At 70.3% G+C, this 18,497-nt stretch carries 14 protein-coding genes; 1 reads left to right on the top strand and 13 read right to left on the bottom strand.

What is annotated here, in order from left to right; translation table 11 throughout:
* Positions 1 to 4 precede the first annotated feature (4 nt).
* From VF289_RS16445 to VF289_RS16385, 13 genes are all read right to left on the bottom strand, one after another.
* Entirely contained in the window at positions 5 to 2,104 is a 2,100-nt protein-coding gene (locus VF289_RS16445) for a prolyl oligopeptidase family serine peptidase (RefSeq protein WP_330884999.1), read from the bottom strand.
* Between the two features lie 162 nt (positions 2,105 to 2,266).
* A complete protein-coding gene (locus VF289_RS16440) occupies positions 2,267 to 3,139 on the bottom strand; it encodes a PhzF family phenazine biosynthesis protein (protein WP_330884998.1) in 873 nt (290 codons plus the stop codon).
* Positions 3,140 to 3,180: 41 nt separating this feature from the next.
* Positions 3,181 to 4,620: an MFS transporter gene (locus VF289_RS16435; RefSeq protein ID WP_330885139.1), complete on the bottom strand. Its 1,440-nt coding sequence runs from the start codon at positions 4,618 to 4,620 to the stop codon at positions 3,181 to 3,183.
* A 433-nt stretch (positions 4,621 to 5,053) separates the two neighbouring features.
* Positions 5,054 to 5,476, bottom strand: a complete 423-nt coding sequence (locus VF289_RS16430; RefSeq protein ID WP_330884997.1) for a monovalent cation/H(+) antiporter subunit G — start codon at positions 5,474 to 5,476, stop codon at positions 5,054 to 5,056.
* Entirely contained in the window at positions 5,473 to 5,730 is a 258-nt protein-coding gene (locus tag VF289_RS16425; protein ID WP_330884995.1) for a monovalent cation/H+ antiporter complex subunit F, read from the bottom strand. Before VF289_RS16425 ends, VF289_RS16430 begins: the two co-directional genes overlap by 4 nt.
* Positions 5,727 to 6,089, bottom strand: coding sequence for a Na+/H+ antiporter subunit E (locus VF289_RS16420; protein WP_330884993.1), 363 nt, complete (start codon positions 6,087 to 6,089; stop codon positions 5,727 to 5,729). The genes VF289_RS16425 and VF289_RS16420 overlap by 4 nt, the downstream gene beginning before the upstream one ends.
* Positions 6,086 to 7,636, bottom strand: a complete 1,551-nt coding sequence (locus tag VF289_RS16415) for a monovalent cation/H+ antiporter subunit D family protein (RefSeq protein ID WP_330884991.1) — start codon at positions 7,634 to 7,636, stop codon at positions 6,086 to 6,088. Before VF289_RS16415 ends, VF289_RS16420 begins: the two co-directional genes overlap by 4 nt.
* A complete protein-coding gene (locus VF289_RS16410; RefSeq protein WP_330884989.1) occupies positions 7,633 to 8,139 on the bottom strand; it encodes a sodium:proton antiporter in 507 nt (168 codons plus the stop codon). Before VF289_RS16410 ends, VF289_RS16415 begins: the two co-directional genes overlap by 4 nt.
* Positions 8,136 to 10,973, bottom strand: coding sequence for a hydrogen gas-evolving membrane-bound hydrogenase subunit E (gene mbhE, locus VF289_RS16405; RefSeq protein ID WP_330884987.1), 2,838 nt, complete (start codon positions 10,971 to 10,973; stop codon positions 8,136 to 8,138). Before mbhE ends, VF289_RS16410 begins: the two co-directional genes overlap by 4 nt.
* A gap of 449 nt (positions 10,974 to 11,422) precedes the next feature.
* Positions 11,423 to 13,513 (bottom strand): PhoX family phosphatase, encoded by a 2,091-nt coding sequence (locus VF289_RS16400; RefSeq protein ID WP_330884985.1) that lies wholly within the window; start codon positions 13,511 to 13,513, stop codon positions 11,423 to 11,425.
* A gap of 153 nt (positions 13,514 to 13,666) precedes the next feature.
* Complete coding sequence (locus tag VF289_RS16395) at positions 13,667 to 14,080, bottom strand: universal stress protein (protein WP_330884983.1); 414 nt, start codon at positions 14,078 to 14,080, stop codon at positions 13,667 to 13,669.
* A gap of 72 nt (positions 14,081 to 14,152) precedes the next feature.
* Positions 14,153 to 15,613: an APC family permease gene (locus tag VF289_RS16390; RefSeq protein ID WP_330884981.1), complete on the bottom strand. Its 1,461-nt coding sequence runs from the start codon at positions 15,611 to 15,613 to the stop codon at positions 14,153 to 14,155.
* A gap of 121 nt (positions 15,614 to 15,734) precedes the next feature.
* Complete coding sequence (locus VF289_RS16385; RefSeq protein WP_330884979.1) at positions 15,735 to 17,357, bottom strand: LssY C-terminal domain-containing protein; 1,623 nt, start codon at positions 17,355 to 17,357, stop codon at positions 15,735 to 15,737.
* Between the two features lie 175 nt (positions 17,358 to 17,532).
* Here VF289_RS16385 and VF289_RS16380 point away from each other — a divergent pair, with 175 nt between their 5' ends.
* Entirely contained in the window at positions 17,533 to 18,372 is an 840-nt protein-coding gene (locus VF289_RS16380) for an aldo/keto reductase (RefSeq protein WP_330884977.1), read from the top strand.
* Positions 18,373 to 18,497: the final 125 nt, after the last annotated feature.

The raw sequence follows: 18,497 nt of genomic DNA, 5'->3' as shown, positions 1-18,497 counted from the left end.
CCGCTCAGTCCCGCTGCAGTGCGAGCACCGGCACGCACGCGGGGCTGAATCCGAGCACCTGGCCGTAGAAGGACAACGACGCCTCGACGGCGCGGATGATCGTCTCCGCCTTCCGGAACCCGTGCTGCTCCCCCTCGAACAGGAGATAGGCATGCGGGATGCCCTTGGCGGCGAGCGCATCACGGAACAGCTCCGACTGGTTGGGCGGGACGATCCTGTCCTCGTCGCCCTGGAGCAGCAGCACCGGCACCTCGAGCTCGTCGACGTGGCTGAGCGGTGCGCGCTCGAGGTAGAGGTCGCGCCGCTCGGGATAGGGGCCGACGAGACCGTCGATGTAGCGCGATTCGAAGTCGTGGGTGTCCTGGCGGAACTGCTCGAGCTCGGCGACACCGAAGCTCGACACCCCGGCGGCGAAGGCATCGGTGCGGGTCAGGCACGCGAGCGTCGTCCAGCCGCCGGCGCTGCCGCCCTCGATCGCGAGCCGGTCCCCGTCGGCGATCCCTTCGGCGACCAGGTGCTCCATCACTGCGACGGTGTCCTGCACATCGACCACGCCCCACTGGCCGCGCAGGCGGTTGCGGTACGCGCGGCCGTAGCCGGAGGAGCCGCCGTAGTTGACATCCACGACGCCGAGCCCGCGGGAGGTGTAGTAGGCGGTGGGCAGGGAGAGCACCGGCGAGACATGGGCGGTGGGTCCGCCGTGGACGCGCGCGATGAACGGCGGCAGCTCGCCCTCACGGCCCGCGAGGCCCTCCTGACGGGGCCGGTGCACGATCGCGTGCACGACGCCGCCGTCCGGCAGCGGCACCTCGATGCTCTCGCTCTCGGGAAGCAGCGACGGGTCCGGGGCATCGCGTCGCGAGGAGCGCAGCAGGGTCAGCGGGGAGAGGGCTGCGGCGTCGAGATCGAGCCGCGCCGCATGGATCGCGGCGAACTGCGTGGGCGAGGCCCCCGCGAGCACGAGCAGACCGTCCTCGCGCAGGTGGGCGCCGTCGATCGCGGTGAGCGGGCAGTCCAGCGCGGTGAGCTCGCCGGTGCTGATCCGCAGCACGGACAGGGAGTCCGCAGCGCGACCGTGCCGCACGAGGGCGCGGTCCGCATCGAGCACGTGGTGCCAGGTGGCGCCGAGCACCCACATCGGGCCGGCGAACTCCTGGTCGAGCTCGAGGACCTGCCGGGGCCCGCCGGCCGCGGACCACTCCCACGGGTTCCACCAGCCGGAGGCGTCGGAGATGAACAGCAGTCGCTCGTCATCGAGCCACTCGGGCTGGAGCACGGACTCCTCCGTGCCTCCGGCGATGACCTCGCCCTCGCCGGCGCTGCCGTTCATGAGCGGTGCGATGTGCAGCAGCGTGCCGTCCCACGGCATCTGCGGATGATCCCAGCTGAGCCAGGCCACGCGGGTGCCGTCGGGGCTGACGCGCGGGTGGGCGACGAAGCGGGAGGGCGGGGTGACGCGGCGCAGGGCCGACGGGTTCTCCGCGGCCGAGCCGTCCAACGGCACCGCGACCACGGAGCGCTCGATGTGCGGGGCGCCGTCCGCGCCGAGGCGGGGCCCGGCCTCGCCCCCGGTGTGGTCCTCGCAGATCCACCACATCTCGGCGGTGCCGTCGGGGAGGGTCACCGGGGTGGGGTCGGCCCAGCGCAGCGAGGGGCCCTGCGCGGTCTCGACCTCGGGACCGGCAGGGGTCAGCGGCATCGGCTGCTCCCCCTCGCGGAACGCGTGGACACGCTGGTCCTCGAAGTTCACGAAGACGACGAGCGGCGGCCGACGGGTCCCCTCGTCGGTGCTGCCGGGCACGACGGTCCAGCTCGCGCCGCCGTACTCGTGCACGCGGGACCGGGCGTTGAAGGGGGCGGGGAGCACGGTGACGGGCTCAGCGAGGGCGGCATCGGGGGTGTCGGTCGCGCCGTCGGCCGACGGAAGGGCGACCGGGCCGGCGGTGCGCAGGATCGCCTGGCGACCGCCCTCGGTGGCGATCCCCTCGGTCCACCACACGCCGTCGCCCACGGCAAGTGGTGCGCCGAGGCGGATGCCGCCGGTCGCGAGGAGTCCGGCGGTCAGGGGCGAGGGCCAGGAGCCGTAAGGGAGTGTCGTCACCATGGGGACAGGGTATGAGGTGCCGTGGGGCGCCGGAATCCCTTGCAGGATCAGCGCGCCCCACGCAGCGGGGATGAGCCCGAACGCCCGCGTCGTCGCTGTCGAGAGCGGGGGTGCGCCCTGCGCAGCGGGAATGCGCCCCCACCGCCCCGCCCTCCGCCGGACTCAGGCCAGGATCGTGCCCTCGATCGTCGTGACGGTGCCGCCGCCGATCCAGATCGTGCCGTCTGCCTCGACCTGCACGTCCACCCGCCCCGCGCGATCCAGCGCCGTGCCCTGCGCCGCGGTCCAGCGCGGCGGCACCCCGCCGCGTCCCACCAGCCACTGGGCGATACCGGCGTTGAGGCTGCCGGTGACCGGGTCCTCGACGAACCCGGGGGCGAAGGCCCTGACCTCGTAGAGCGGAGCTCCGCTGGTCTCCGGGGGCCTGTCGCCACCGCTGCGGTGCCATCCCAGCACGCCGATCTTGAGGTCCTGGACCGCGGAGAGGTCGGGACGCAGGGCGAGCACCTCCTCGGCGTCACCCAGCTCGACCACGCGCCAGCCGGGGCCGTTGTCCGCCCAGCTGTGGCCACGCACGTCAGCCCGCGGGATGCCGAGGGCGCGGGCGATCCGGGCGACGTCCACCTCCTCGAGCGGGCCGCTGCGACGCAGCGGCGGGGCGGCGAACGCGAGGCGGTCTCCGTCCCTCCGCACCTGGATCAGCCCGGCCGCGCACTCCTGCACGATCCGCTCCCCGGCCGGCGCTCCCCCGGCATCGAGCCACGCCCGCGCCGTGCCCAGCGTGGGATGGCCGGCGAAGGGCAGCTCCCCCGAGCCGGTGAAGATCCGCACCCGATAGTCGGCGCCGGGGTCGGTGGGAGCCAGCAGGAAGGTGGTCTCCGAGAGGTTCGTCCACCGGGCCAGGCGCTGCATCTCCTCGTCGGACAGGTCCTCGGCGTCCAGCACGACGGCCAGCGGATTGCCGCGCAGGGAACGATCGGCGAAGACGTCGAGCTGGCGGAAGGGACGCCGACGGGGCGCGGAGGGCAGAGTCATGGGGACATCCTGCCCTCCGCGACGAGGCGCAGCGACGAACCTCAGCGGCCCGCCTCGTCCAGCGCCTGGTCCTCGGCCTGGATGGCCTCGATGCCGTAGTCCTCGGGCTCGGACTCCGGGATGTCGGTGCCGTGCAGGGACGCGCCCGCCGTCTCCTTGAGGAAGAGCAGCGCGACCATGCCCACCACACAGCCCAGCATCACGTACACGGCCGGGAACTCGAGGAAGCCGGTGGATTCCACGACCGCCTCGTTGATGCCCGCCGCGGTGCCACCGAAGATCGAGGTGAACACGTTGTAGGTCACCGCGAAGCCGGCGAATCGCACATGCGCGGGGAACATCGCCGGGAAGGTGGCCGAGATCGTGGACAGCTGCGGGATGTACAGCAGCCCCAGCACCGCGAATCCCAGCATCGCCAGGCCGAAGCTCTGCCCCATCAGGGTGTACATCGGCAGGGCCATGACGAACAGGCCGATCATCGAGAACCACCACATCTTCTTGCGGCCCACCCGATCGGACAGGGATCCGCAGAACGGGATCACCGCCATCATCGCGACCTCGCCCACGAGGATCACCATGAGGGACTCGTTCGGCGTGAGGTGGATCTTGGTCTCGAGGTAGCCGGGCATGTAGGTCAGCAGGGTGTAGTTCGCGATGTTCAGCGGGATCACCAGGCCGGCCATCACCAGGATCGGCTTCCAGTACTCGACGATCAGGTCGCGCAGCCCCTTGGTCGCGCTCTGCTCGGACTCGCCGGCCTCCTCGAGGTCCTGGAACACCGGGGTCTCGTCGAGGCGGGACCGCAGGTACAGGCCGATCAGGCCCAGCGGGGCGGCGATGAAGAAGGGCACGCGCCAGCCCCAGGCGGCCATCGCGTCCTCGCCGATCATCAGCTGCAGGACCAGCACCACCACGGTGCCGAGCGCGAAGCCGCCCAGGGTGCCGAACTCGAGGAAGCTGCCGTAGAGGCCGCGGCGCTTGTCCGGGGCGTACTCGGCCATGAAGGTCGCCGCTCCGCCGTACTCACCACCGGTGGAGAAGCCCTGCACCAGTCGCAGCACCGCGAGCAGGATCGGGGCGAGGATGCCCACCTGCTCGTAGGTGGGCAGCACGCCGATCAGGAAGGTCGCGGCGCTCATCAGGATGATCGTCAGCGCGAGCACGTGCTTGCGGCCCAGGCGGTCGCCGAGCGGCCCCCACACGAAGCCGCCGAAGGGGCGGGCGATGAAGGAGATCGCCAGGAAGGCGTAGGTCCACAGGAGGCCCTCGGAGCCCGAGGGGAAGAAGTGCGTCGCGATGTAGGTCGCGACGACCGCGTAGGCGCCGTAGTCGTACCACTCGGTCGCATTGCCCATCGCCGAGGCCGCGACGGCCTCCCGGATGGTCCGACGGGGAGGGAGGTCCTCGAAGGCGGTGCCCGAGGCCCCACCGGGCGCGGGGCCCGGAGAGGCGGGGTCTGGGGCGTGGGTGGGGGTTGTCATCACCGACGGATCGTCCGTTCTTCGCGCACGTGCCGGAGCACGCTGTGGCGGCACCTCCCGGAGGGGCGGAGCGTCGCTCGGGGCGCGCCGCTCCGGGCACGGGGCCCGGGAGGCGGCCGATGACAGGTGGTCATCGGACGGCCGAGGGGCGCCGCCATGACCTCCCGGTCCGGCACGCGCCCCGTCGACAAACGCCGCAACGGTAGACAGCGATCGCCGTCCCGACCAGTCGAGGAGCCGAGGAGAGACAGCAGGAGTGCAGGTCAGCAGCGGAGAATCGGGACTCGGAGAGAGTTCTCCTACCAATCGGTCACATAGCGGGTGGAGAGCCCGTCGCGGACCGCCCCGCTGCGAACGGCGACCCCATGGCGCGTGGGTCGCCGTCAGTGCGCGGCGTCCGGAACCGCCGCGTCGTGCGCCACCTCAGCGGAAATCACCCAGGGTCGCTCGGAGGTGACTCCATCGAGGCCCCGTTCGACGGAGAAGACGTCTCCGCGTCATCCTCCAGCAATGCGGCGAGCAGCGTCGGGTCGATCTGCTGGGCATGCGAGAGGTCCGTGCCAGGGCTGAAGTCATGGCCCGAATTCACCGCTGCTCGGGCGATGATGGTCGTCCCTACCGCCGAGGTGGCCAGCTGCAGCACGACCGCCAACCCGGCCTTCACCAGATTCGCGGTGGACGGCATGGTCAGTGCCGCACCGATGGTGATCAGTGCGATGCCCAGTCCCGCTGCGGTGCCCACGGCCGATGCGCGCATGTAGGGATCGTGGAACCTGATCAGGCCCAGCCCAGCACCTGCGAAGACGACCACACCGGCGAGGATGAGGGTGTAGGCGATCACGGTCAGCACAGTCATCGCCGACCTCCCATCAACGCGCGAGCCAGCGAGACGGCGGACAGGAAGGCGACGAGCGTGGCGACCAGGACCAGGTCGAACGTCCCCACACGCTCCCATCGCGCCCCGACGAGGACGAGCACACCCACGACGCTGAACGTGAGCAGATCCGCCGCGACGGTGCGATCCGCGGAGGTCGGCCCCACCACTATCCGATAGACGGCGACGACCAGGACGACGGAGACACCGACGACGGCGATATCCAGCGGACTCATGATCTGCCTCCGATCTCGACGGACTGCGCCATGCGCCGATTCATGTCGTGCAGGTCCACCAGGGCGCTCTCGCTGTCCCGGTGATACATCGTGTGGACGAGGATCCGGCGGTAACCGGTGCCGTGACCGACCTGCCCGAGGGTGAGCGTGCCCGGCGTGAGCGTGATGAGCATGCTGATCATCGTCACATGCAGATCACTGACCTCCCCCAGCTTCATCACCACCACTCGGGGCGTCGAGCTGTGCCCCGGCGTCAGCGCATCACGGACCACCGCGAGCGACGAGGTCACGATCTCCTTGGCGAACCAGCCGGCGAAGGCCAGCACACGAAGCGGAAGGGTGAGCACGGAACCGGTCATCGCAGAATCGCCTCGACGTAGTGGGAGGTGTCGTACAGCCCGGCCGCCGCCGTCTCCGAGAAGGAGAGCAGCCAGTGCCCGCCGAAGCCCAGCGTGACGGACACCGCGGCGAGCACCAGGGCAGGCGCCGCCAGGGCGAGGGACGTCGAGCGCGGCAGGGTGCGGGCGCCCTCGGTGGAGATCGTGCCCGAGGAGGCGGACACCGCTCCCGGTGCCGCAGCCGGGGCCGGGGCCGGGTGGCCCTTGATCGTCGGGGAGAACACTCCGTTGAAGATCTTCAGCATGGATTGCAGAGTGATGAGGGAGACGACGAGGGCGATCACGGCCGCCACGATCCAGCCCGCCTCGACGGTCGCCTTGATCAGCGAGAACTTGGCGACGAAGCCGGACAGCGGCGGGATCCCGGCCAGCGACATCGCCGCGAGGCCGAAGGCGACGGCGAGCACCGGCTCCCTGCCGATGCGGCCCTTGAGCTCGGAGAGCCTGTCGGTGCCGAACCGCTCCTCGATGGCGCCGACGGACAAGAACAGCGACGCCTTCACGATCATGTGGTGCAGCAGGTAGGCGATGCCCGCGGTGAGACCGAACGGGGTGAACAGCGCGACGCCCAGCAGGATGTAGCCGATCTGGCTGACCATGTGGAACGCGAGGATGGAACGCATCCGGTCCTCACCGACAGCCCCCAGGACGCCGATCAGCATGGTGGCGCTGAACAGCACGATGCCCACCCACAGGAAACGCTCGTCGCCGTCGAAGATGACCGCGTAGAGCCGGTAGATCGCGTAGATCGCGACCTTGGTGTGCAGGCCGGAGATGAGCGCGGTGATCGCCGGCGAGGTCGAGGGATAGGCACGGGCGAGCCATCCGTGCACGGGGACGACGGCAGCCTTCATCGACAGGGCGAAGAGGCTCACCGCTGCGGCGGCGGCCACCACCGGATCCTCCACGGCGGCGCCGGCGAGCTCACCGAGGTTGACGGTGCCCGCCGTGCCGTAGATCATCGCGACCCCGCCCAGGAAGAGCGTCGAGACGAACAGGTTGAAGGTCACGTACAGGCGCGATCCGACGACCGAGGCACGGGTCCCTCGTCCCCGCGCCGCCAGGACCAGCAGGCCGTAGGTGGGGAGGAGCATCACCTCGATGAACACGAACATGTTGAACACGTCGCCGGTCAGCAGAGCACCGCTCACCCCTGCCTGGAGGACCATCGCCAGTGGTGCGTAGAAGCGGTTGCGACCGGTCTCCACCTGCAGCGCGAACAAGGTGCACACGAGGATCAATCCGCCGGAGACGGCGAGCATCAGTGCGGAGAAGGCATCCGCCACGAAGGGGATGGCCACGCCCGGGATCCAGCCGCCCACGTGATGGGCGTGGGCGCTGCCGTCCGCGGTCGCGGCGACCAGCGCGATCGCGGCGGCGAGATGTCCGCTCTGCACGATCAGGAGCACGACGGTCGCCCAGACCCGGTGCCGACGGTCGAAGGCGGTGATGCCTGCAGCGATGATCGGTATCGCCACCAGGAGAGGCAGCATGGTCGCCAGAGTCATCGGGTCTCGCCCCCTTCCTGTGCCGTGCGGACCGTCCTCTCACGCTCCGCCTCCGGGGCGGACCCTGTCCGTCCGGCATCGGGCGGGGGACCGCCGTCCTCCGCATGGGGGTCGGTCGAACCGGCCGGCTCGCCGAACTCGTCGTAGACGTCCTCGAGGGTGCCGACGGCGGCAGGGCGCGTCCCGTCCTCTCTCACCGGGTCGGGTCCGTCCTCGTCCTCGGGCCCCGTCACGGCGAGCACCAGGAGATAGACGGTGATGGCGAAGGCGATCACGATGGCCGTCAGCACGAAGGCCTGCGGCAGCGGGTCCGCGGTCACCGTCGGATCCGGGTCGGAGCCCAGCGGCTCCCCGCGACGGATCGTTCCCCCTGCACTGAAGATGAGCAGGTTGCAGGCGTGTCCCAGCAGCACGAAACCGAAGATCACGCGCAGCCTGTCGCGCTGGAGCATGAGGTACACCGAGCCGCCGAACAGCACCCCGATCATCACTGCCAGGATCATCGTCCGTCACCTCCTTCCAGCGTTCGGATCGCCCTCTCGGACCGCTCGCCTCTCTTCGCTCTCGTCGACTGCGTCCGGGCGCCGCCAGGAGGGCGCCCGGTGCCGTCGTCGGGAGTGGAGGAGCCGAGGCGGTTGATCGCGGCGAGCACGACGCCGAGGACAGCGAAGTACACGCCGAGGTCGAAGACCAGGGCGGTCGTGAAGTGGTACCCGAGCACGTCGGCGTGCAGGGCGCGGAGGAACGAGCCGTCGGCCAGTCCGAGGAAGCCCGTGACTCCGGCGACGATCATGCCGAGGCCGGCGATGGCGAGGTACGGCCGCTGGATGCGCGGGACGTCGTCCGTCGGCGCCGACAGGTAGGAGAGCACGACAGCACAGGCGGCGAGCAACGCGGCGATGAACCCCCCTCCGGGCTGGGTATGACCGCGCAGCAGGGCGAGTGCGGAGACGGCGATCAGCACGGGAACCAGCACCCTGCCGAGGATCCGCAGGTAGTCCGCGTTCCCGAAGGGGTCGGCCAGCGCACGGGAGGCGGGTGCCGGTGTCGGCCTGTCCACCAGCGGCCGCGCATCCAGCAGCGCTGCCACGGAGATCGCACCGATCGCCAGCACCACGAGCTCGCCGAAGGTGTCGAGCGCACGGAAATCGACCAGGATCACGTTGACCACGTTCGTGCCGCCGGTCAGCTCCTCGGCCTCGGCCAGCATGTATGCGCCGATCTCCGACAGGTCCCGGTGCCCGGTGAACACCAGCGCCGCCGCAGTGGCCGCCGCGCCGGCGAACACCGCGGCGACCGCGGCCGCCGCCCGTCGCCGGGCGTTCTCCTTCGGGAAGCGCCACGACATGCGGCGGAGCACCAGAACCATCACCACCACGGTGAGCACCTCGACGAGCAGCTGAGTCAGCGCCACGTCCGAGGCACCGAGCACGAAGTAGCTCAGCACCACCGCGAAGCCGACGACTCCGCTCGCGATCAGACCGCCCAGCCGGGTGCGCGCGCGCACCACGGCGAGCGTGCCACAGACCATGACGACCAGCAGGATCGCGTCGTACATGGTGGATGAGCTGTGGTCCCCGAACCCGCGCCACAGCAACGGAGTCGCCAGAGAGGCGGCACCGATGATCACCAGCGGCACGGCGAGCTGGCCTGCTGTCGAATCGTGTCGCGTGAGGTCGCCGACGCGCCGGCCGAACGTGATGATCCCGTCATGGATGCCCTGCACCACGCCCACGCCGGTGACGGGAGAACGCCACTCCTCGCGCGCGCCGCGCGATGCGTCGCGCCGGCCGAGCGCCACGGCGACCGACAGCCCGCCGAGGATGGCCAGGATCGAGAGCACCAGCGGGATGTTGAGCCCGTGCCACAGAGCGAGATGACCGACGTCTCCTGCGGGAGCGCCCGCGGAATCCGCGGCGGCGGGCACGACCACGGGGTCCAGGACCCCCACACCCAGACCGAGGATCAGCCCGGCGAGCGCGGTGATGCTGACGGTGCCGGACATCGCCGCGGCATAGCCCCAGGGCTTGACCCCGTCCATGGCCGGCCCCGGAAGCGTGGGCAGCACCAACCGGGCGCAGTACGCGACGGTGAACACCGTCGCGGCGGTGGCGAGCACGGCCAGCAGCCATCCGACCCCCGTGCCCCAGGGCGAGTGCAGCAGCGACTCGAAGATCAGCTCCTTGCTGACGAAGCCGAGCAGCGGGATGATCCCCGCCATGCTCGCCGCCGCGAGCACGATCATCAGCGAGTCCCAGCGCAGCACCCGCCACAACCCGCTCAGTTCGTGCACGTTGCGCGTGCCCGTGCGCTTCTCGACCAATCCGACCGCCATGAACAGCGAGGACTTGAACAGAGCATGGGCGACGACGTGGATCGAGGCGGCCAGCAGAGCGGTCGAGGTGCCGACGCCGATCACTGCGACCAGCAGTCCCAGCTGACTGACCGTCGAATAGGCGAGCAGGGACTTCAGGTCGCTGCGGGTGGTCGCGAGGACAGCACCGAGGGCGGCCGTGAACAGACCGACCGCGATGAGTCCGATCGGCCAGATGGAGGCGTTCGATGCCGCTGCGGAGAACAGCATCAGCAGATAGATGCCTGCCTTGACCATCGCCGCGGCATGGAGATACGCACTCACGGGAGCAGGCGCGACCATCGCATCGGGCAGCCAGCTGTGGAAGGGGAACTGTGCCGACTTGGTCATCGCAGCCACCGCGACCAGCACCGCAGCAGCGGTGGCGAAACCGGGATCGGTCGACCAGGCGGGATCCGAAAGAGCCTCGGAGAGATGGAGGGTGCCTGTGCGCACGGCGATCAGCACCACCGCGCCGAGCAGGCAGAGGCCGCCGGCCACAGTGACCAGCAGTGTGCGAGTGGCGGCGGCTCCGGCGTGTGGCCCCGATCGCAGGATCAGCAGATAGGAGCACAGGGTGGTCAGCTCCCACGCGACGTACAGCAGCAGCAGGTCGTCGGCCAGGACGAGGGTGAGCATCGCCGCAGCGAACGCCGTCATCAGCAGGTAGAACCCTGGCGAGCGGGGAGAGCGCAGGTACGAGCTGGAGTAGACCAGCACGACAGCACCGATCACCAGGATCAGCAGCACGAACAGGAACGCGAGCCCGTCCATGCGCAGCCGCACCGCGACGTCCAGGGCGGGGATCCAGGGCACTGCCTCGCTGACATCCCCCGCAGTGGCGCGCAACGAGACCAGCACGAGGAGAGGGAAGAGCATTCCCGCCGCCAGGGGCCAGCCCGCGTGACGCCCGCACACACGGACGGCGAACGGAGCCAGGGGTACCAGCACCCAGGCGGAGACGACGGCCAGCAGGAGACTCACGCGAGCTCCTCTCGGAGGGGGAGCGGATCCTGCACCGATGCAGGATCGACCACTCGTGGGGTCAGTCGTACCGGTCCGTCCATAGCGTCTCTCCATCGTCGTCGCGCACAGTCGTGTCCTGTGCCGACCAGACTTCCCGGCGCTCCTGCGCCGACATCGAGACCTCAAGTCAGCGCCAGTGGATCCTAGCAGTCCCGCGCTCGCCGACCGTTCACCGTCTGGGACTCGAGATGACTCCGCTCGCACTCCGCACGCCGCCCCTCTCGCCGCAACGGTGGGCGCGGCGATCCTCCTGCCCCGCAACCGCAGGTATGCCCGCCGGCAGCGGGACTGCGACGCCGCAAGACGCCGACGAGGGGCGAACGGCCCATCGCCGTTCACCCCTCGTGAGCATCGGAGTCCTGTTGGCGGAACCCGACAGGGCCGCCGCCGGAGGCCCGACGGGTCAGTCAGTCCCGCCCGTTGCCGCCCCGCTTCGGCAGCACCTGGACCACGGTGGGCTTGGGGCCCTGGCCGTCGTAGTCGGGGAAGTGGGAGCTGTGGGCGCCCCACTCGCCGTCCTCGCCCGGGTGCTGGACCGAGACGAACGCGGAGCGGTCACGGTCGTGGATGATCGGACCGCAGGTCTCGCCGTCGCGGGGGACGGAGAGGAACTGCTCGACCCGGCCCCGGTTCCGGCCGTCCAGGGTCACCCGGAACAGGCCGTCGTTGTAGCCGATGCCCGAGGGGGCGCCGTCGGTGGAGATCCACAGGTTGCCCACCGAGTCGAAGGCCAGGTTGTCGGGGCAGGAGATCGGCGAGACCTGCTCCACCGGGAAGCCGGAGAAGTAGGTCTGGTCGCCCTGCGCCGGGTCTCCGCACACCATCAGCAGGTTCCAGTCGAAGCCGGTCGAGGTCTGGTCGCCCCGCTCGTCGATCTCGACGATGTGGCCGTCGCGGTTCTCGGAGCGCGGGTTGACCTCGTCGGCCGGGGCGTTGGAGCCCACGCCGCGCTCGGAGTTGTTGGTGCAGGCCACGTACACGCGGCGGGAGCGCAGCGAGGGCTCGACGTCCTCGCAGCGGTCCATCTTGGTGGGGCCGACGGTGTCCGCCGCCAGGCGCGTGTTCACCAGGACCTCCTCGACGGTGACACCGGAGACCTGGGACTCTCCGTCCACCACCAGCGGCAGCCACTCGCCGCGCCCGTCGAAGTCGCCGTCCGAGGGGACCTCGCCGGAGCCGTCGATCTCCGCGGCCGGGGAGTTGCCGTCGAAGCGGGCGACGTAGAGATCGCCGTGCTCCAGCAGGGTCATGTTGTGCGCCCTGTCCCCCTCGACGTAGGTGTCGCGGGAGACGAACTTGTAGAGGTAGTCGAAGCGCTCGTCGTCCCCGGAGTACGCCACGGCGCGGCCGTCCTCGGCGATGATCACGTTCGCGCCCTCGTGCTTGAAGCGGCCCAGCGAGGTGTGCTTGCGCGGCGTGGACTCGGGGTCGAAGGGATCGACCTCGACGATGTAGCCGAAGCGGTTGGGCTCGTTCTCGTAGCCCTCGTTGCGGGCGTCGAAGCGCTCGTACTTGTTCTCCCAGCCGCGTGCGGTGGCGCGGTCGGCGAGGCCGTAGCGCTGATCCGCCTCGGAGGTGCCCTCGGTGCGGAAGAAGCCGTGGAAGTTCTCCTCGCCGGAGAGCAGGGTGCCCCAGGGGGTCAGGCCGCCGGCGCAGTTGCCGAGGGTGCCCAGCACCGTCGTGCCGGAGGGGTCCTCGACGGTCGTGACCAGGTCACTGCCGGCGGCGGGGCCGGTGAGCGAGAACTCGTCGGTGAGCAGGATGCGACGGTTCAGCTCCGCTCCCTGGATGTAGGAGTAGGGGAAGTTCTTGTTCTTCCGCTCCAGCTCGACGACGGTGAGTCCGTGGGCGGCCATGCCGATCTCGATGAAGTCGTCCTGATCGATCTCCGGCGGGAACATGATGTTCTCGTTCGTGTACTCGTGGTTCACGAACATCACGGCGCGCTTGCCGTTGCTGCCCGGGATCTCCTGGATCTCGGTGTAGTCGTTGTTGTAGCCGAACTGCTGCTTCTGAGCCTCGGCGCTCTGGACGTTCCAGTCGAACTCGGGGGCGTCGGCGAACAGCGGGTCGCCCCAGCGGATGATCGGATGCCAGGCGAAGCCCTCGGCCACGGTGAACTCGTCGGCGGTGTGCTCGACCGGGGCGATGGGCTCGAAGCGGAGCTTGGAGCCGTTCGGGGCGTGCGGCGCGCCCTTCCCGTTCCCGTTGCCGTTGCCCTTGCCGTTGCCGTTCCCGTTGCCCTTGCCCTTGCCCTTGCCGGGGTCGGCGAGCGCGCCCTGCGTGCCGCCGAGGGCGATGGCGAGCGCGGCGGTGGAGCCGCCGAGGACGGTGCGGCGCGTGAGCGCGGAGGAGGCGATGTCCCGGAAGGTCGGGTTGTCGCTGTGGTTGCACGGCCCGTAGGCGCACTGGCTGGCGCACTTCAGCGCGCAGGTCACCGCGGAACGCTTGCCGCGCGCCGCATCCTTCATGAGGAGGGGGAGGTCGATCAGGGCCATGGGAATGATCCTTCGCAGTCGAGTACGTCCCCGCACACATCTGGCGAGGGGTCATGCTGACGGTGCGCCAGAAAAGTGAGGGTCATCCCTCGACGAAGGAAACTGCGCGTGAACACTCGGGGGATCATCGTGATCCCCCGGGCCCGGCCGGGGTCAGAAGCGCGTCGGCGCCACGAAATCCTCGGGCTTGACCAGCACCACCGGCACCGGCGACTCGATCGCGACCCGCTGGGACGTGGAGCCCAGCAGGATCTTCCCGATCGGGGTGCGCCTGCGGATCCCGAGCACCACCAGGATGACGTCGTCGTGCTCGACCGCGTCGAGGATGTCGTCCGCCGGGTCGTCACGCTTGGGGACGGTGCGCAGCTCGAACTCGAGCCCGGTCTCCGCCAGTCGCTCGTCGAGCGGGCGCTCGTCCGCCACGCCGCGGGCCTTGCGCGGATCCGGGGCTCGCTCGGAGGCGAGGACCAGCAGCGAGGCGTCCCGCCGGTTCGCCTCCGCGACGGCGAAGGTGAGCGCGGCCTCGCTGGTCGCGCTGGGGACGTAGGCCAGCAGGATGGTGGTCATGAGAACTCCCTCGGGGACACGGGGTCGGCAGGTGCAGCGGGGCGGACGGATGCGACGGGGGCGCCGAGCCGGTCAGGGCTTCCCGATGTCATCGGGATGGTGGAACCGGGTGCGTCGGGCCCTGACTGCACTGTTGTAGAACCAGGTGATGATGTAGAGCAGCAGCCCGATCGCGAGCAGACCACCGGCGATGACGTAGTTCTGCGCGGGCTGCGCTAGCGGGCTCACCAGCGCGAAGGAGGTGATCGCGCCGATGACCGGAAGCACCGTGGGGGTGCGGAAGTGCCGCACGTCCACCGTGTCCTTCCGCAGCACCAGCACAGAGATGTTGACCATGCCGAAGACCGCCAGCAGCAGCAGCGCGGTGGTGCCGCCGAGCGCGGAGATGGTCCCCTCGGCGAGCACGTAGCGCACCGAGAGCACCAGGGCGAAGGCGAGCACGGTGGAGAAGACGATGCCGGCCCACGGGGTGCGGCGGCCGCGCAGCACACCCTTGAGGAAGCCGGGCAGCACGCCCTGCTTCGACATGCCGTAGAGCAGGCGGGAGGCCATCATCATGTTGATCAGCACGGTGTTGGCCACGGCGAAGATCGAGATGAACGCGAAGATCGTGTCGATCGGGATGTCCGGGGCGCCCACCTTCACCACCTCGAGCAGCGGGGTGGTGGACTCGGTCAGCTGCCCGATGGGTACCACCGAGACCGCGAGGATCGAGATCAGCACATAGATCACGCCGGTAATCGACAGCCCGCCGATGAGAGCCCGCGGGAAGTTCTTCACCGGGTCCACGGTCTCCTCGGCCATGTTCACCGAGTCCTCGAAGCCGACCATCGAGAAGAACGCCAGGGCGGTCGCGCCGATGATGGCCATCATGAAGCTCTTGTCGTCCTGGGTCTCGAAGAGCACCACCCGCGAGAGGTCCGCCTCGCCGCGGCCCAGCGCGTAGAAGCCGACCACGATCACGAGGGCGAGGCCGGTCAGCTCGATGAACGTGAGCACCACGTTCGCCGTGACCGACTCGGCGACGCCCCGCAGGTTGATCAGCGCCACCAGCACCAGGAAGACCAGCGCGATAGTGGTGGCGACCGCTCCGGCGGAATCGCCGAGCGGCTCCTCGAGCGCAAAGGCCTTGAGCACGTTCTCCGAGAGGAAGATCGCGCTGGTCGACGCCGAGGTGATGCCCGAGGAGAGCACCGCGAAGGTGACCATGAAGGTCAGGAAGTGGATCCCGAACGCCTTGTGGACGTACAGCGCCGCGCCTGCGGCCTGCGGATACTTGGTGACCATCTCGACATAGGACAGCGCCGAGACCATCGCCACGGCGAAGGCGATGAGGATCGGGATCCAGCCGGCGCCGCCGACCTCGCCCGCGACCTTGCCGGTCAGCGAGTAGACGCCGGTGCCGAGGATGTCACCGACGATGAACAGCAGCAGGAGCTTGGGTGTGATCGCCTTCTTCAGCGCGGGCTGACCGTCATCGGCGGCATCGGGAGCTCCGGCCGAGGCCGCGGGGGTGTCAGGGGACTCGCTCATGAGGATCCTCCCAGGGAAGCGAACGGGCGCCGACGACGGGGCGGGGACGGCCTGCGAGCAGGCCGCCCGGCGCGAGGAATCCGCACGACGGTGGTCGCACTCTACTCCCCGGTGACAGCCCTCACAGCACGCGCCCCTCGGCCGGTTCCGGGGCCCCTGCCTCCCCGTCGGCCACCGGCGACGCGTCCTCGCCCGTCGAGGGCTCCGTCTCCTCGTCGGCCTCCGCGCTGCGGGAGTCCAGGCGCAATGTCTGGACCCACTGCCGGGAGGCGTCCGAGCTGATCGCCATCACGCCGAGGGCGGAGGCGCCGGCCCCCACCAGCAGGGAGTGGGCGACGTCGCCGGTCGTGGAGGTGGCGACCGCGAGCCGGGCGAAGGCGTCTGCGGTGAACAGGGCCATCAGCGCGATCCGTGACCACCGGCTGCGGCGCAGCACCCCCAGCTGCAGCAGGAGGAGAGCAGCGGCGAAGACCGTGCTCAGGGGGAGATCCTCGGGACTGGGCAGCACCAGCGAGGCGGCGGGATGGAGCGCGGCGAGGTCCACCCCGCTCAGCCGGGCACCCCACTGCAGGGCCACGAGTGCGGCCTGCAGCAGCACCAGCAGCCCGGTGAAGACCACCGTGGGCGGGGGCAGGTGGTGGTCCGCCGCCCGGGAGATGACCTCATGGAAGTCGTCGACCGTGTCCTGCCACTGCGCCGTCAGCTCATCGGCGACGGCACCGGGGGAACCACCACCCCGCCGGGTGGCGGCGAGCGCGGTCTGGGTGGCCGCCCGCGTGCGGGACTTCATCACGGAGGTCCCCGTCGGCCGATGTCGCGCGAGCATCATCGCGGTGGCACCGTCCGAGCGGGTCACGGCCCCGGACACATCGAGCACCGGGAGGTCGCCGTCGGTGCGGATGCGGTCGCCCTGCCCGTTGCGGTGGTGGTACGAGGCGGAGAACTCCTCGATCACCTCGACCTCGACCTGCGGATCGGCATAGCGGACGGTGTCGACCACGAAGTCCCGTTCGACGTCGATGTTCTCGTCGATCCGGTGGGTGATCTGCAGGGTGAAGAAGGAGAAGCCGACAGCGCGGTCGTAGGTGCCGGCGGCCAGCCAGTCCGCCCGATAGCCGCCCGGCAGCACGAAATCCGGGGGCATCCGCCAGAACCGCACGTGGTGCCGCTTGGTGGTGGTGCCGCCCACCTCCTGCTGGTAGGTGAAGTCATGGCGCCGCCCCATCAGGTACAGGTCCGAGACGGGCGCGGCCGGGAAGGAGCGGCGCATCAGGGTCGAGCGCACCATGGACCACGCCGAGGCGAGGGTGCGCTCCTCGGCGAGCACCCATCCGGCCCTCCGCATCACCACGTGCAGGTCCCGCTCCGAGCCGTCGAAGGCGATGTTGATCGGGTCCGAGAGCACGCCCTCGGTGGTGCGGGTGCGGCCGAAGAAGTAGTCCGGCAGGTAGATCCAGGTCATCAGCTGGTGCAGGCGCGGAAGCGTGATGTAGGTCAGCAGGATCCAGAAGCCCAGCAGGTACAGCAGCCCGATCGGCGTGAGGGAGAAGCCCTCGACCAGGTACAGCAGCGCGAGCCAGATCGACACCACCACGCCCGCGGCGATGAACAGGTTGTCCAGCAGGGCGTAGAGCTCGACGCGGGGGCCCTGCGGAGTGTGCCCGCGCGCGTGGTCGTAGACCGGGGACTCCTGCGGAACAGGTCGCCCGAGAGGCACCAGACGCGAACTTCGCGCCGGGGTCACCGCTCCCGCTCCATGCTCCGCGACCTCATGGGGCCATCGTAGGGGGCAGGGCCTGGAAGCGCCCCGGGGGACGCCCGCCGTGGACCGGCCCGTGCAGCGCCTCGGAGGCGGCCGTGCCGAGCGCGGTGCGGGGCGCCTACAGTGTCCGGACATCCCCGCTCCAGGAAGGCCGCCCATGCCCGCCACCGTCCCTGACCTCCCGCTCACGCCCGCCAGGCCCATCCCACAGCTCGGCTACGGCGTGTTCAAGGTCGAGCCCGAGGTCGCCGAGGAGGTCACCGCCCAGGCGCTCGCCGCCGGCTATCGCCACCTCGACACCGCGACCGCCTACCGCAACGAGGAGGGCGTGGGCCGCGCCATCGCCGCCTCCGGGATCGCCCGGGAGGACCTCTTCGTCACCACCAAGCTGTGGAACGACGCCCACGCGTTCGACGACGCGATCGCCGCCTGCGAGGCCTCCCTCGAGCGACTCGGCCTGGAGTACGTGGACCTCTACCTGGTGCACTGGGCGGTGCCCTCGCAGGGACAGTACGTCGAGGCGTGGAAGGCGCTGATCGCACTGCAGGAGTGCGGACTGGTCCGGGCGATCGGCGTCTCCAACTACCCGCGCCCCCAGCTCGAGGAGATCATCGAGGCCACGGGCGTGGCCCCCGCGATCCACCAGATCGAGCTGCACCCCTACTTCCAGCAGCGGGAGCTGCGGGAGGTCCACGAGCAGCACGGCATCCTCACCGAGGCCTGGGGCCCGCTGGGCCAGGGGAAGTCGGACCTGCTCGAGAACCCGGCGGTCACCGGCATCGCCGAGGCGCACGGCGCGAGCCCCGCCCAGGTGGTGCTGGCCTGGCATCTCGCCCACGGCATCGTCACCATCCCCAAGTCGGTGACGCCCTCACGGATCGTGGAGAACCTCGCCGCGGCGGAGCTCGAGCTCACCGCCGCGGAGGTCGCGGCGATCGACGAGCTGGACCGGCCCGACGGCCGCGGCGGCGCGGACCCGGCGACCAAGACGGCCTGAGGGCCGACGGGGCTGCGGGTCTGAGTGCCGGCGGGCGGCGGGTCTGAGTGACTGCGGGCCCGAGTGCCGGCGGGCCTGCGGGCGGCGGGCCTGAACGACTGCGGGCGGCGGGCCTGCGCGCCGGC

It is taken from the genome of Brachybacterium sp., from assembly GCF_036379615.1.
Taxonomy (GTDB): Bacteria; Actinomycetota; Actinomycetes; order Actinomycetales; family Dermabacteraceae; genus Brachybacterium.
This window is presented reverse-complemented; position numbering and strand designations above follow the sequence as displayed.